Raw genomic sequence first — 14,139 nt, 5'->3', positions numbered from 1 at the left:
TTTCAGCTACGGGAACATATGACTATGCGCCTGTTTGCCTCCTTGACCAGCGACACGGATAAAGCCTTGTGGCGTTTGGCGCTGCCGATGATCTTCTCCAACATTACCGTGCCGCTGCTGGGGCTGGTGGATACCGCAGTGATCGGTCACCTCGACAGCCCGGTCTATCTGGGCGGCGTGGCGGTGGGGGCGATGGTCACCAGCTTCCTGTTTATGCTGCTGCTGTTCCTGCGTATGAGCACCACCGGGCTGACGGCGCAGGCGCTCGGAGCGCAGAACCCGCAGGCGCTGGCGCGCGCCTTTATGCAGCCGCTGCTGCTGGCGCTGCTGGCCGGGCTGGCGATTGTGCTGCTGCGCCATCCGCTGATCGACCTCGCGCTGCAGATCGTCGGCGGTGACGGCGAGGTGCTGACGCAGGCGCGGGCGTTTCTGGAAATCCGCTGGCTCAGCGCGCCGGCGGCGCTGGCGAACATGGTGCTGCTGGGCTGGCTGCTGGGCGTGCAGTACGTGCGCGCGCCGGTGATCCTGCTGATTGTCGGCAACCTGCTGAATATCGTGCTGGATCTGTGGCTGGTGATGGGGCTGGGCTGGAACGTGCAGGGCGCGGCTACGGCCACCGCGCTGTCGGAATATGCCACCCTGCTGCTCGGGCTGTGGCTTAGCTGGCGCGTGATGCGCATGCGCGGTATTTCGCCGCCGATGCTGCGCCACGCCTGGCGCGGCAACGTACGCCGCTTGCTGGCGCTCAACCGCGATATCATGCTGCGCTCTCTGCTGCTGCAGCTGTGCTTCGCTTCGCTGACCATTTTCGCCGCCCGGTTGGGCAGCGAGGTGGTGGCGGTCAACGCGGTGCTGATGAATCTGCTGACCTTTACCGCCTACGCGCTGGATGGCTTCGCCTATGCGGTTGAGGCGCACTCCGGCCATGCCTACGGCGCGCGCGACGACAGCCAGCTGCGTCTGGTGTGGCGCGCCGCCTGTCGTCAGTCCTGTCTGGTGGCGCTGGGTTTTGCGCTGGTGTACGCCTGTGCGGGGCAGCAGATCGTTAATATGCTGACCTCCCTGCCGGAGCTGCGCGCGCTGGCGGCCGACTATCTGCCGTGGCAGGTGGTGCTGCCGCTGGTTGGCGTCTGGTGCTACCTGCTGGACGGCATGTTTATCGGTGCGACGCGCGGCGCCGAGATGCGTAACAGCATGGCGGTGGCGGCGGCGGGCTACGGCCTGACGCTGTTGAGTTTGCCGCTGCTGGGCAACCATGGGTTATGGCTAGCGCTGTGCGTCTTTCTGGGGCTGCGCGGCGTATCGCTCGGCTGGATCTGGCACCGGCACCGGATCAACGGCACCTGGTTTACGCAGGGAAAGGCGGCTTAACGCGCGTTAAGCCGCTGGGCGGGTTACTTCTTTTTCACCACGATGCTGTGGTCGTGGTCGCAGTCATGCTGGCTGTCGCAGGCTTCCACCTCCACGCAGCCGGCGCACAGGCCGTGCGCTTCCACCACGCTGTGGCGCAGCGCAAAGCCGGATTCCTGCGCCAGCTTCTGCAGCGTCTCTTCCACGCCTTCCGTCGGGCGCTCGGTGACCTGGCCGCAGCGGTCACAGATAAACAGCGCCGAGGTGTGCATCGGCTTCTCGAAGTGGTGGCACAGCACGTAGCTGTTGGCCGACTCCACGCGGTGGATAAAGCCCTGTTCCAGCAGAAAATCCAGCGCGCGATAGACCGTCGGCGGTTTGGCTTGCGGTTCCACGACGCGCAGCAGGTCGAGCAGATCGTAAGCGCTGATCGCACCGGGCTGTTGCGCCATCAGGCGTAACACTTCCAGCCGTTGCGGCGTCAGGCGCACATTGCGTTGCTGGCAGAGTCGTTCTGCCTGCGCGAGCAGCTTTTCCTGGTTGGTTGGGTTCATGGCGAATATCCCGGTACGTTAAAAATGCGATTTTACCATGTCTGCGGCAAATCACCGATAGCCGGTGGTTTTTCTTGTCGCTTCGGCCACAAAAATGGCCGTTTTTCAGCGGGATAGTGCCGGACGGCGCGGTGGTTTCGCCTCGGCGGCGGTTTACGTTATAATCAGCGATTACTTTTTTGTCCGCCTGATGCTGAATAGATACCGCAATGACCGATTCGTTAAAACCAGAACACACTCCGCATGCCGGCTCAAACGGCGCTGAACGGCCGTTTAACGCCAGCCGCTTTTCCATCGCGCCGATGCTCGACTGGACCGATCGTCATTGCCGTTATTTCCACCGCCTGCTGAGCAAAGAGACGCTGCTGTATACCGAAATGGTCACCACCGGCGCGATTATTCACGGCAAAGGGGACTATCTGGCGTACAGCGAACAGGAACACCCGCTGGCGCTGCAGCTGGGCGGCAGCGATCCGGCGGCGCTGGCGCACTGCGCCAAACTGGCGGAGCAGCGCGGCTACGATGAGATCAACCTGAACGTCGGCTGCCCGTCCGACCGGGTGCAGAACGGCATGTTCGGCGCCTGCCTGATGGGACAGGCCGCGCTGGTGGCGGATTGCATCAAGGCGATGCGCGACGCGGTGTCGATTCCGGTCACGGTAAAAACCCGTATCGGCATCGATGACCAGGACAGCTACGCCTTCCTGTGCGACTTTATCGACACCGTTTCCGGCCGCGGCGAGTGCGAGATGTTTATCATCCACGCGCGCAAAGCCTGGCTCTCCGGCCTGAGCCCGAAAGAGAACCGCGAAGTACCGCCGCTGGACTATCCGCGCGTCTACCAGCTCAAGCGCGATTTCCCGGCGCTGACCATCGCCATTAACGGCGGCGTCAAATCCCTGGCCGAGGCGCAGCAGCACCTGCAGCACGTCGACGGCGTGATGATGGGGCGTGAAGCCTACCAGAATCCGGGGATTCTGGCGCAGGTGGACCGCGAGCTGTTTGGTTCGCAGGCGGCGGTGCGCAACAGCGTGGAGGTGGTCGAGGCGCTGTATCCGTATATCGAACGCGAACTGGCGAACGGCACCTACCTGGGCCATATCACCCGCCATATTCTGGGCCTGTTCCAGGGGATCCCGGGGGCGCGCCAGTGGCGACGCCATCTGAGTGAAAACGCCCACAAGGCGGGCGCCGACGTGCGCGTGGTGGAGCAGGCGCTGAGCCTGGTGCGCCAGCCGCGCAGCGAAGTGGCGTAATTCGCCGCTTTTTACGCTAACTGTTAGCTATTCTCGCCAGCTGTGCCGCTCCCTGCGGCGCAGCTTTCATTGTATTTCAACGGGTTGCCGACACCGCCAAGGTTGGCACGCTTCTTGTAATAATGCTGGCAGATGCCTGTTTTACCGAGGAGCTTCCTTATCATGTTAGAAATTTTCTTTTTTATCGGCTTTGTGCTGATGTTGCTGGTCACCGGCGTGTCGCTGCTTGGCGTGCTGGCCGCGTTGTTTGTCGCCGCCGCCTTTATGCTGCTGGGCGGCCTGTTTGCGATGGTGATTAAGCTGTTGCCGTGGCTGATTCTGGCGGTGGTTGGCGTATGGATATATCGCTCGCTGCAAAAACCGCAGATACGGCGCTATTGATTTTTGCTGATTAATCAGTCAGTCATGATGAAAATGCCGTAACAAACAAGAGAGTGAATGCGGCAGAGATCACACCTTGAGCGATAAAACGCCGTAGCGACGCGTTTAACGTTCTTTTTGCGTTTGGCGGCTGCTAGGATGTGCGCCGTAGCAGTGAAGTGATGCTGACAATTTCATCACCGTACGGGGCAGCCTTAATAATAATCGTGTTGCAACAGCAACCTCTGTCCCGGGCGGACTCTGCTCTACCCTACAAAACGCAGTATCAGAAAGGGCTCCGTCAGGAGCCCTTTTCTGTTATCAGCCGGGGATCAGCAGGCTGGAGCCGCTGGTCTGGCGGCTTTCCAACCGCTGGTGCGCGCGCTGCGCGTCAGCCAGCGCAAATTTTTGCTCGTCGTTCACTTCCACCTTGATGGCGCCGCTGCCAATCAGCGCAAACAGCTCGTTGCTGGCGTATTCCAGCTCGGCGCGGTTGGTGATGTAGCCGTTGAGGGAAGGGCGGGTGACATACAGCGAACCTTTCTGATTCAGCAGCGCCAAATCGACGCCGGTTACCGGCCCGGAGGCGTTGCCGAAGCTGACCATCAGGCCGCGGCGCTTCAGGCAGTTAAGCGAAGCCTGCCAGGTGCTCTTGCCGACCGAATCATACACCACGCTGACCTTCTCGCCGTTGGTCAGCGCCGCCACGCGCTCGGCAATATCTTCCTGCTGATAGTTGATGGTCGCCCAGGCGCCGGCCTGCTGCGCCAGCGCCGCTTTTTCCGCCGAGCCGACGCTGCCGATCAGTCTGGCGCCCAGCGCCTTCGCCCATTGGCAGGCAATCAGCCCGACGCCGCCGGCGGCGGCGTGGAACAGGAAGGTTTCCCCCGGCTGCAGGTTATAGGTCTGCCGCAGCAGATAGTGGACGGTCAGCCCCTTGAGGAAGGAGGCCGCGCCCTGTTCGAAACTGATGTTGGACGGCAGCAGCGCCACTTTCTCTTCCGGCACGTTATGCACTTCGCTGTAGGCGCCCAGCGGCGCCTGCGCATACACCACGCGGTCGCCCGGCTTCAGCGCGCTGACGCCGGCGCCGACTTTGCTCACCACGCCCGCCGCTTCGGTGCCCAGCCCGCTCGGCAGCGACGGCGGCGCGTATAAACCGCTGCGCACATAGGTATCAATGTAGTTGATGCCGATGGCCCGGTTTTCAATCTGTACCTCGCCGGCGGCCGGATCGCGCGGTGTAAAATCAACGAATTGTAAAACTTCCGCTCCACCGGTGGCGGAAAACTGAATGCGCTTGGCCATGGCTCCTCCTCGTGTGCACTGTCGCCGTTAGATCCTAATGTTAGGACATCGTTATGGGTCATTAATGTATAGCCGTCATACTTCAGGTTACAGCGGGCGTTGGCTGCGCTCAGTCAGCCGAATCACCGGCCTGAGTCAGCCCATCGGGATTTCTTCCCTTGCCGCCCGCCTGTAACTGGAATTATTTAGGGTATATACTGCCGCGTTGTCACTTCATAACAGGTAATGCGTCCCCACTATGGCAGGAAAGAAACCCACCAACAAATCTAACGAGGCGCAGGCACCGCGCGATCGCCAAATGGAAGGGCTGAAGATGCCGCCGCATTCGCTGGAGGCGGAACAGTCCGTGTTGGGCGGTTTAATGCTGGATAACGAGCGCTGGGACAACGTGGCGGAACGCGTGGTCGCCAACGACTTCTTCAGCCGTCCGCACCGCTTGATCTTTACCGAGATGCAGCGCCTGCTGGAAATGAGCAAGCCGATTGACCTGATCACCCTGTCCGAATCGCTGGAACAGCGGGATGAGCTGGATTCCGTCGGCGGCTTCGCCTATCTGGCCGAGCTGGCGAAGAACACGCCGAGCGCCGCCAACATCGGCGCCTATGCCGATATCGTGCGCGAACGCGCGGTGGTGCGCGAGATGATCGCGGTGGCCAATGAGATCGCCGACGCCGGTTACGATCCGCAGGGGCGCACCAGCGAAGACCTGCTCGACCTGGCGGAATCGCGGGTGTTCCAGATTGCGGAAAACCGCGCCAATAAGGATGAAGGACCGAAAAGCGTCGACCAGATCCTGGAAGCCACCGTATCCCGTATTGAATCGCTGTACCAGACGCCGCACGACGGCGTCACCGGGGTGGACACCGGCTATCAGGATCTGAACAAGAAAACCGCCGGCCTGCAGCGATCGGATCTGATCATCGTGGCGGCGCGTCCGTCGATGGGTAAAACCACCTTTGCGATGAACCTGTGTGAAAACGCCGCGATGCTGCAGGACAAACCGGTGCTGATCTTCAGCCTGGAGATGCCCGGCGAGCAGATCATGATGCGTATGCTGGCCTCGCTGTCGCGCGTCGACCAGACTCGCATCCGTACCGGCCAGTTGGACGATGAGGACTGGGCGCGCATTTCCAGCACCATGGGCATCCTGCTGGAGAAGCGCAATATGTATATCGACGACTCCTCCGGCCTGACGCCGACCGAGGTGCGCTCGCGCGCCCGCCGTATTTTCCGTGAAAATGACGGCCTGAGCCTGATCATGATCGACTACCTGCAGCTGATGCGCGTGCCGTCGCTGTCGGACAACCGAACGCTGGAAATCGCCGAAATCTCGCGCTCGCTGAAGGCGCTGGCGAAGGAACTGCAGGTGCCGGTGGTGGCGCTGTCGCAGCTGAACCGCTCTCTGGAGCAGCGCGCCGACAAACGCCCGGTCAACTCCGACCTGCGTGAATCCGGCTCCATCGAGCAGGATGCCGACCTTATCATGTTTATCTACCGTGATGAGGTGTACCACGAGAACAGCGATCTGAAAGGGATCGCCGAAATTATTATTGGTAAGCAGCGTAACGGCCCGATCGGTACGGTACGCCTGACCTTTAACGGCCAGTGGTCGCGCTTTGACAACTACGCCGGCCCGCAATACGACGACGAATAATTAATACTCAGCCAAGGAACTGAAATGAAAGCGGCAACCGCTGTCATCGACCGCCGCGCTCTGCGACACAACCTGCAACAGGTACGCCGTCAGGCGCCGAACAGCCGCCTGATTGCGGTTGTCAAAGCAAACGCTTATGGACATGGCCTGCTGGAAACGGCCCACACCCTGCAAGACGCCGATGGCTACGGCGTCGCGCGCATCGGCGAGGCGCTGATGCTGCGCTCCGGCGGCATCGTTAAACCGATCCTGCTGCTGGAAGGCTTCTTCTGCGCGGACGATTTGCCGGTTCTGGCGGCAAATCATCTCGAAACCGCGGTACACAGCATCGAACAGCTTGAAGCGCTGGAGCAGGCGGCTCTGCCGCACCCGGTGACGGTGTGGATGAAACTCGATACCGGCATGCACCGTCTGGGCGTGCGCCCGGAGCAGGCGGAAGCGTTTTACCAGCGCCTGTGCGCCTGCCGCAACGTGGCGCAGCCGGTAAATATTATCAGCCATTTCAGCCGGGCGGATGAGCCGGAGTCCGACGCGACGCTGCGGCAGATCACCTGTTTTGAACAGTTTGCCCGCGGCAAGCCGGGGCAGCGTTCCATCGCCGCCTCCGGCGGCACGTTGCTGTGGCCGGATGCGCATAACGAATGGGTGCGGCCGGGGATTATCCTGTACGGCGTCTCGCCGCTGGAAACCCGCGATGCCAGCGCGTTCGATCTGCGGCCGGCGATGACGCTGAAATCCAGCCTGATTGCGGTGCGCGAGCACCGGGCCGGCGAGCCGGTCGGCTACGGCGGCAGCTGGGTCAGCGAGCGCGATACCCGCCTGGGCGTGGTGGCGATGGGGTACGGCGACGGCTACCCGCGCAGCGCGCCGAGCGGCACGCCGATCTGGCTGAACGGCCGTGAAGTGCCGATCGTCGGCCGGGTGTCGATGGATATGATCTCCGTCGATCTGGGGCCGAATGCCGGGGATAAAGTGGGCGACGAGGCGATACTGTGGGGCGCCGAACTGCCGGTGGAACGCGTCGCCGCCGCAACCGGCATCAGCGCCTATGAGCTGATCACCAAGCTGACCCAGCGCGTGGCGATGGAGTATATCGGCGACTGAGCCGTCCCGCTCAGGCTGTCTGAGCGGGAGGCTGTTCACGCCATCAGCTGCACCGGGATCTCCGTCAGCGCGGTGCCGCTGATGCCGCTCTCCACCTGGCGGAACACCTCCGTCATCATCGCGCCGACATCCTGTTTCACCATCATGATCTCGTCACCCAGCATGGCGACGAACGGATCCCAGTCAAAACAGCCGATCGCCCGCCGCGGCTCCCCGCGCAGCATGCCCTGGCCGCTGAGAAAGCGGACTACGCCTTCCAGCGAAATGGTGGAGTTGACGAAAAACCCGCTCTGCGCGTCGCCGCTGCGGTGAAAATAGTCCGCCAGCGCCGCTTCCGCCTTCTCCGCCCGATAGCCGCACAGCAAAATATGCGTTTCCGGCACCGTCAGGCCGGCTTCCTGATGCGCGGCCAGAAAGCCCCGTAGGCGCTCCCGGGTATTGTGATCGCTGCCGCGGCCGCCGATAAACAGCAGCGGGGCGTTCGCCGGGTTGTTGTGCAGCAGCCGGCGGGTCAGGGCGCGGGCGCCGTCAAAGTTGGCGGAAATCACCGACGGCGCGCGGCTGCCGGGCAGGTCCAGATTCAGCGCCGGCACGCCCGCATTGGCGCAGATCTCGGCGATTTTGTCCGGATCGGTGGCGCCGGTGACGATCATGCAGTCGACCTGCCAGGAGAGCATGGTTTTGGCGGCCTCCGCTTCCAGCGCCGGATCGCGCCGGGTGCAGGTAATCACCGGGAACAGGCCGCGTTCGCGCGCCATCTCCTCGAATTTCTCGACGATCGAGCCGAAATAGCGGTTATCGTACTTCGGCACGATCATGCCGATGGTTTTGGAGCGTGCGCTGCGCAGTAGGCTGGCCTGCCGGTTGACCGCGTAGCCCTGCTCTTCGGCAATCCGCGTCACCTTTTCCGCCAGGCTGGCGCTGATGCGGCGCTTTTTCCAGCTGCCGTTCAGGATCGCACTGACCGCGCTGGCGGATACGCCGCTGAGCGCCGCCAGATCGTAGATGGTGGTTTTCTTGTTTTTGCCGATCTCGGTCACAGATCCCAATCCTCTAATCACATTTCTTTTGCTGATTGTCGCGAGTGATGATAATTAAGCTTCATCGATTGAGCAACGTGTTGCGCACCCTGCGCCAAACGGCGCACCGCGGCGGCGCAGCCGGGCGACGGACTCGCGTATCACGGCTGAATCTCAATATTTTCATTGTGTTAAACACGCCCTGCGCGCTGCTGCCGCGCGCTCTGCGACTTGATAACGGTATAAGGATTATAAGATGAACGCTTCTGTCTTCTCTATGAATACTTCCCTGGCGGGCAAAGTTGCCGCCGTCACGGGTGCCGCATCCGGTATCGGGCTGGAGTGCGCCAAAATCATGCTGCAGGCCGGCGCCAAAGTGGTGCTGATCGACCGCGACGCGGACAAACTGCGCGAGGTGGTCGGCGAACTGGGTGAGCACGCGCTGCCGCTGCAGGTTGACCTGATGGACGGCGCGCAGGTGGACGGCATTCTGACGCAGATCCTGCAACTGGCCGGGCGGCTGGATATTTTCCACGCCAACGCCGGCGCCTACATCGGCGGCGCGGTGGAAGAGGGCGATCCTGACGTGTGGGAGCGGGTGCTGAAGCTCAACACCAGCGCAGCGTTTCGCAGCGTGCGCGCGGTGCTGCCGCACCTGATTGCGCAGAAGTCCGGCGACATCATTTTCACCAGCTCTATCGCCGGCGTGGTGCCGGTGGTGTGGGAACCCATCTATACTGCTTCTAAATTCGCCGTGCAGGCGTTCGTCCACTCCACCCGTCGGCAGGTGGCGCAGCACGGCGTACGCGTCGGCGCGGTGCTGCCCGGCCCGGTGGTGACCTCGCTGCTGGACGACTGGCCAAAAGAGAAAATGGAAGAGGCGCTGGCGAACGGCAGCCTGATGCAGCCGATTGAAGTCGCCGAATCGGTGCTGTTTATGGTGACGCGCTCGCCGAACGTCACGGTGCGCGATCTGGTCATTCTGCCGAACAGCGTCGATCTCTGAGCCACTATTTAGCGAAAGGTAACCCGATATGAGCAGTACAGCCAGATACCTGATCGGCGTTGACGTCGGTTCCGCCAGCGCACGGGCGGGAGTGTTTGATGCAGACGGGAATCTGCTCGCCTCCGCCAAAAAGAATATTGCCACCTTCCACGCCAGCGGCCACCGGGTCGAACAGTCCGGTAATGATATCTGGCGCGCGGTGTGCCACTGCGTCAGACGCGCCGTCACCCAGTCCGGCATTGAGCCTGCCGCGGTGGCGGGCATCGGCTTCGACGCCACCTGTTCGCTGGTGGTGGTCGGCGAGAACGGCGCGCCGCTGCCGGTCAGCCCGGGCGGCGAGGCGGAGCGCAATATTATCGTTTGGATGGATCACCGCGCCGCGCAGCAGGCGGACGCCATCAACGCCACGGCGCATCCGGTGCTGAAGTACGTCGGCGGGCGCATCTCGCCGGAAATGGAGGTCCCCAAGCTGCTGTGGCTGAAGCAGCATCACCCGGAAACTTTCACCCAGGCGCAGCAGTTCTTCGATCTGACGGACTACCTGACCTGGCGTTCCACCGGCGATCTGGCGCGTTCCCAGTGTACGGTCACCTGCAAGTGGAACTACCTGGCCCATGAAAACCGCTGGGACGCCGACTATTTCCACACCGTTGGCCTGCCCGAGCTGGCGACGGAGTCGTTCAGCCGCATCGGCCAGCGCATCGTCGAGCCGGGAACGCCGTGCGGGCAGGGGCTGTCGGCCCAGGCCGCCGAAGATATGGGGCTGCCGGAGCATACGCCGGTGGCGGCCGGTATGATCGACGCGCACGCCGGCGGCATCGGTACGCTGGGGGTCGACGGCTCACCGGAAGAGAAGCTGGCCTACGTGTTCGGCACCTCCTCCTGCACCATGACCTCCACCCGTAAGCCGGCCTTTGTGCCGGGCGTCTGGGGGCCGTACTATGCGGCGATGGTGCCGGGGTTCTGGCTGAGCGAAGGCGGCCAGAGCGCGGCGGGCGCGGCGATCGACCGCCTGCTGGAGCTGCATCCGGCGTCGGCGCAGCTGAAGGTGCAGGCCGAGGAAGAGGGGCTGCCGCTGCCGGTGTATCTGGCGGATTTGGCAATGAACAAGTTCGATGCGCTGTCCGACGCGGTGCAGTGCGCCCGCGAGATGCATGTGGTGCCGGAGTTTGCCGGCAACCGCGCGCCGTTGGCGGATCCTTACGCCCGCGCGCTGATCTACGGCCTGGATATGGATCGCGATCTGGACAGCCTGGTGGCGCTGTATATTGCCGGCGTGTGCAGCCTGGGCTACGGGCTGCGGCAGATTATCGACGCGCAGCGTGACAACGGCATTGAGACGCGCGATATCGTCATCAGCGGCGGCGCCGGCCAGCATCCGCTGGTGCGCCAGCTGATCGCCGACGCCTGCGGCTGCTCGGTGCTGGCGACCAAATCGGAAGAGCCGGTGCTGCTCGGTTCCGCCATCCTGGCCGCGGTTGCCGGCGGCCAGCGGGCATCGGTGACCGACGCCATGCAGGCGATGACCGCCCGCGAGTGTGAATATTCGCCCAACGCGGCCTACACCTCGCTGCATCGCCGCCGCTATCAGGCGTTCCAACTGCTGCAGCAGACGGCGAAAAATATCCGCGAAGAGCGCTATTAACGCGCCGTCCGGCGCCGGGGCGGTGGGGACGTTACTTCTTCACCGCCAGCCACTTATCGATAATCTGCTGATACTCGCCGCTGGCCTTGGTCAGGTGCAGCCACTGGTCGACGTACAGCTTCCAGCTTAGGTCGTCGCGCGGCAGCATATAAGCCTTCTCGCCGTACTGCATGGGTTTTTTCGGGTTGACGGCGCACAGCTTCGGGTAGCGCTTTTGTTGATACAGCGCTTCGGAGGCGTCGGTGATCATCACGTCGGCCTTGCGATCGACCAGCTGTTGGAAGATCCCCATATTGTCGTGCGACAGCGTCAGCTTCGCTTTCGGCAGGTGCGCGCGGGCAAAGGCCTCGTTGGTGCCGCCGGCCGGTTCGATCACCCGCACCGACGGTTTGTTGATCTGGGCGATGGTGCGGTATTTCTTCACGTCGCTGCAGCGCACCAGCGGGATTTTGCCGTCGGTATCCAGTTTTTCCGCGAAGAACGCCTGTTTTTGCCGTTCCAGCGTCACGGAGATACCGCCCATCGCGATATCGCACTTGCCGGCGTTAAAGTCCTGCATCAGCGTTTTCCAACTGGTTTTCACCCACTTCACCTCGGCGCCGAGGCTTTTGGCCAGCGACTGGGCCATCTCGATATCGATGCCTTCGTAGCCGCCTTTTTCCGGCAGAAAGGTGTAGGGCTTGTAGTCACCGGTGGTGCACACTTCCAGCGTCTTTTGCTGGGTGACCTTATCCAGGTGCGACTGGGCGCTGGCGCCGCCGGCGACGGCCAGTAAAACGAGAGGCGCGAATTTTTTCATCATTTTCCCTTCTTATACATTCGTGGTTTTATGCGTCGGTTAGCCGCGGGTTGTGGCTGGTTTGCGAAAATTATCCGTTTTTTATGTCGCCGTGAAACGGCGTCAGTCTGATTTGCTGCTACGCAACGCGCATTCTCTGACGCGGAACGATAACAACGCGAAAAAAACTGATAGTCTGAACGTCAATATTTCTTAACACAGTTTACAGGTGGCTATGTACAACATTGACGATTTTGATATGAAAATCCTGACGCTGCTACAAGCCAACGGCCGACTGACCAATCAGGAGCTGAGCGAGCTGGTGGGACTGTCCGCGTCGCAGTGCTCCCGGCGACGCATCAGCCTGGAGCAGGCGCAGCTGATCCGCGGCTACCATGCGCGGCTGGCCCCGGAGGCGGTAGGGCTGGGGATGGTCGGGCTGATTGAAGTCAGCCTGACCAACCACGGGCCGGAACAGGTGGACAGTTTTCATTACATGCTGGAGCATACGGAAGCGGTGCTTGACGCCTATAAAACCACCGGCGACGCCGACTATCTGCTGAAGGTGGCGGTCGCCGATCTGGCCGCGCTGAGCGAGTTTATCAGCCAGACGCTGCTGACCCACCACAGCGTGGCGCACGTTAAGACCGCGGTGGTGCTGAACCGCATCAAAGAGAACGGCCTGTTGCCGGTGGCGCGTTAAGCCGCCCTGTCGTTGAGAACTTTTCGCCGCGGCGGTCCGGCAAAGTGACCATATTGTTTGTGGTGGATATTTCCCCGCGGATAGCGTCTATATTAGGTGCATTGGCGCGTGCGTATGCTGTCGGCGCGCCGGTCTCTGTACCTTAAAAATAACTAAAGCAAGGAGAACAACACCGTGTTCCAGAACGTTGATGCCTATGCCGGCGACCCGATACTGTCGCTGATGGAGAAGTTCAAACAGGATCCGCGCGAGCATAAGGTAAACCTGAGCATCGGCCTGTACTATAACGAGCAGGCGATTATCCCGCAGCTGCAGGCGGTGGCCGCCGCAGAAGCACAGCTGGGCAGCGCCGATCGCGGCGCCTCGCTGTATCTGCCGATGGAAGGCCTGCAGCCTTACCGTAGCGCTATTCAGCAGCTGCTGTTCGGCGCCGATCACCCGATGCTGCAGCAGGAGCGCATTGCGACGGTGCAGACCGTCGGCGGCTCCGGCGCGCTGAAGGTAGGGGCCGACTTCCTGCATTACTACTTCCCGAATTCGCAGGTGTGGGTCAGCGATCCGACCTGGGAAAACCACGTGGCGATCTTCAGCGGCGCGGGCTTCAAGGTAAACACCTATCCGTACTTCGACGGCGAAAGCCTGGGCGTGCGCTTCGACGCCATGCTGAGCACGCTGAAAACGCTGCCGGCGCAGAGCATCGTGCTGCTGCACCCGTGCTGTCATAACCCGACCGGCTCCGATCTGACGCCGGCGCAGTGGGATGAAGTGGTGAAGGTGCTGGCCGAGCGCGAGCTGATCCCGTTCCTCGACATCGCCTATCAGGGCTTCGGCGCCGGCATGGAGCAGGACGCCTACGCTATTCGCGCCATTGCCGCCGCAGGGCTGCCGTGCCTGGTAAGCAACTCGTTCTCGAAAATCTTCTCGCTGTACGGCGAGCGCGTGGGCGGGCTGTCGGTAGTGTGTGAAAGCAGCGAAGCCGCCGGCCGCGTGCTGGGCCAGCTGAAGGCGACCGTGCGCCGCAACTACTCCAGCCCGCCGAACTTTGGCGCGCAGGTGGTGGCCAAGGTGCTGAACGACGCGCAGCTGAAGCAGCAGTGGCTGGATGAAGTGGAGAGCATGCGCACCCGCATTCTGGAGATGCGTCAGACGCTGGTGAATGCGCTGAAGAGCGCGCTGCCGCAGCGTAATTTCGATTACCTGCTGCAACAGCGCGGCATGTTCAGCTACACCGGCTTAAACGCGCAGCAGGTTGACCGCCTGCGCGAAGAGTTCGGCGTGTACCTGATCCACAGCGGCCGCATGTGCGTCGCCGGCCTGAACCACCGCAATGTGCATCAGGTGGCGGAGGCGATCGCCGCCGTGCAGTAAGCCACAAAATAAAGCGGGGGACGATATTGCTATC

General features: G+C 62.1%; 13 protein-coding genes. 9 read left to right on the top strand and 4 right to left on the bottom strand.

Going from position 1 to position 14,139, the window contains the following annotated elements; genetic code table 11:
- Positions 1 to 24: 24 nt before the first annotated feature.
- Entirely contained in the window at positions 25 to 1,371 is a 1,347-nt protein-coding gene (gene dinF, locus D781_RS20190) for an MATE family efflux transporter DinF (RefSeq protein WP_015962088.1), read from the top strand.
- 23 nt (positions 1,372 to 1,394) lie between these two features.
- Here dinF and zur read toward each other — a convergent pair whose 3' ends face one another.
- The gene (gene zur, locus D781_RS20185) at positions 1,395 to 1,904 is read right to left on the bottom strand and encodes a zinc uptake transcriptional repressor Zur (protein WP_015962087.1); all 510 of its coding nucleotides are present in this window, start codon (positions 1,902 to 1,904) and stop codon (positions 1,395 to 1,397) included.
- 209 nt (positions 1,905 to 2,113) lie between these two features.
- On the opposite strand from zur, the gene dusA reads away from it, so the two are divergent.
- Together dusA and pspG are read left to right on the top strand one after the other, a co-directional pair.
- Positions 2,114 to 3,160: a tRNA dihydrouridine(20/20a) synthase DusA gene (gene dusA / locus D781_RS20180; RefSeq protein WP_015962086.1), complete on the top strand. Its 1,047-nt coding sequence runs from the start codon at positions 2,114 to 2,116 to the stop codon at positions 3,158 to 3,160.
- A 162-nt stretch (positions 3,161 to 3,322) separates the two neighbouring features.
- Positions 3,323 to 3,541 carry an envelope stress response protein PspG gene (gene pspG, locus D781_RS20175; RefSeq protein ID WP_015962085.1) on the top strand — a complete coding sequence of 73 codons (219 nt, stop codon included), beginning with the start codon at positions 3,323 to 3,325 and terminating at the stop codon, positions 3,539 to 3,541.
- Positions 3,542 to 3,841: 300 nt separating this feature from the next.
- Here the strand turns inward: pspG and D781_RS20170 are convergent, their stop codons facing one another.
- The gene (locus tag D781_RS20170; RefSeq protein ID WP_015962084.1) at positions 3,842 to 4,828 is read right to left on the bottom strand and encodes a quinone oxidoreductase; all 987 of its coding nucleotides are present in this window, start codon (positions 4,826 to 4,828) and stop codon (positions 3,842 to 3,844) included.
- A gap of 238 nt (positions 4,829 to 5,066) precedes the next feature.
- Between D781_RS20170 and dnaB the strand changes: the two genes are divergently transcribed.
- On the top strand, positions 5,067 to 6,482 hold the full coding sequence (gene dnaB, locus D781_RS20165) for a replicative DNA helicase (protein ID WP_015962083.1): 1,416 nt from the start codon (positions 5,067 to 5,069) through the stop codon (positions 6,480 to 6,482).
- 24 nt (positions 6,483 to 6,506) lie between these two features.
- On the top strand, positions 6,507 to 7,586 hold the full coding sequence (alr, locus tag D781_RS20160; RefSeq protein ID WP_015962082.1) for an alanine racemase: 1,080 nt from the start codon (positions 6,507 to 6,509) through the stop codon (positions 7,584 to 7,586).
- A 35-nt stretch (positions 7,587 to 7,621) separates the two neighbouring features.
- Here the strand turns inward: alr and D781_RS20155 are convergent, their stop codons facing one another.
- The gene (locus D781_RS20155) at positions 7,622 to 8,626 is read right to left on the bottom strand and encodes a substrate-binding domain-containing protein (RefSeq protein ID WP_015962081.1); all 1,005 of its coding nucleotides are present in this window, start codon (positions 8,624 to 8,626) and stop codon (positions 7,622 to 7,624) included.
- A 235-nt stretch (positions 8,627 to 8,861) separates the two neighbouring features.
- On the opposite strand from D781_RS20155, the gene D781_RS20150 reads away from it, so the two are divergent.
- A complete protein-coding gene (locus D781_RS20150; protein ID WP_015962080.1) occupies positions 8,862 to 9,611 on the top strand; it encodes an SDR family oxidoreductase in 750 nt (249 codons plus the stop codon).
- 28 nt (positions 9,612 to 9,639) lie between these two features.
- Positions 9,640 to 11,256 (top strand): FGGY-family carbohydrate kinase, encoded by a 1,617-nt coding sequence (locus tag D781_RS20145; protein ID WP_015962079.1) that lies wholly within the window; start codon positions 9,640 to 9,642, stop codon positions 11,254 to 11,256.
- A 31-nt stretch (positions 11,257 to 11,287) separates the two neighbouring features.
- Here the strand turns inward: D781_RS20145 and D781_RS20140 are convergent, their stop codons facing one another.
- The gene (locus tag D781_RS20140) at positions 11,288 to 12,055 is read right to left on the bottom strand and encodes a transporter substrate-binding domain-containing protein (protein ID WP_041411917.1); all 768 of its coding nucleotides are present in this window, start codon (positions 12,053 to 12,055) and stop codon (positions 11,288 to 11,290) included.
- Between the two features lie 214 nt (positions 12,056 to 12,269).
- Here D781_RS20140 and D781_RS20135 point away from each other — a divergent pair, with 214 nt between their 5' ends.
- Positions 12,270 to 12,737 (top strand): Lrp/AsnC family transcriptional regulator, encoded by a 468-nt coding sequence (locus D781_RS20135; protein WP_015962077.1) that lies wholly within the window; start codon positions 12,270 to 12,272, stop codon positions 12,735 to 12,737.
- A 174-nt stretch (positions 12,738 to 12,911) separates the two neighbouring features.
- Positions 12,912 to 14,105 carry an amino acid aminotransferase gene (locus D781_RS20130; RefSeq protein WP_015962076.1) on the top strand — a complete coding sequence of 398 codons (1,194 nt, stop codon included), beginning with the start codon at positions 12,912 to 12,914 and terminating at the stop codon, positions 14,103 to 14,105.
- Positions 14,106 to 14,139 lie beyond the last annotated feature (34 nt).

The sequence above is a fragment of the Serratia sp. FGI94 genome (assembly GCF_000330865.1).
GTDB classification, from domain to species: domain Bacteria; phylum Pseudomonadota; class Gammaproteobacteria; order Enterobacterales; family Enterobacteriaceae; genus Serratia_B; species Serratia_B rubidaea.
This window is presented reverse-complemented; position numbering and strand designations above follow the sequence as displayed.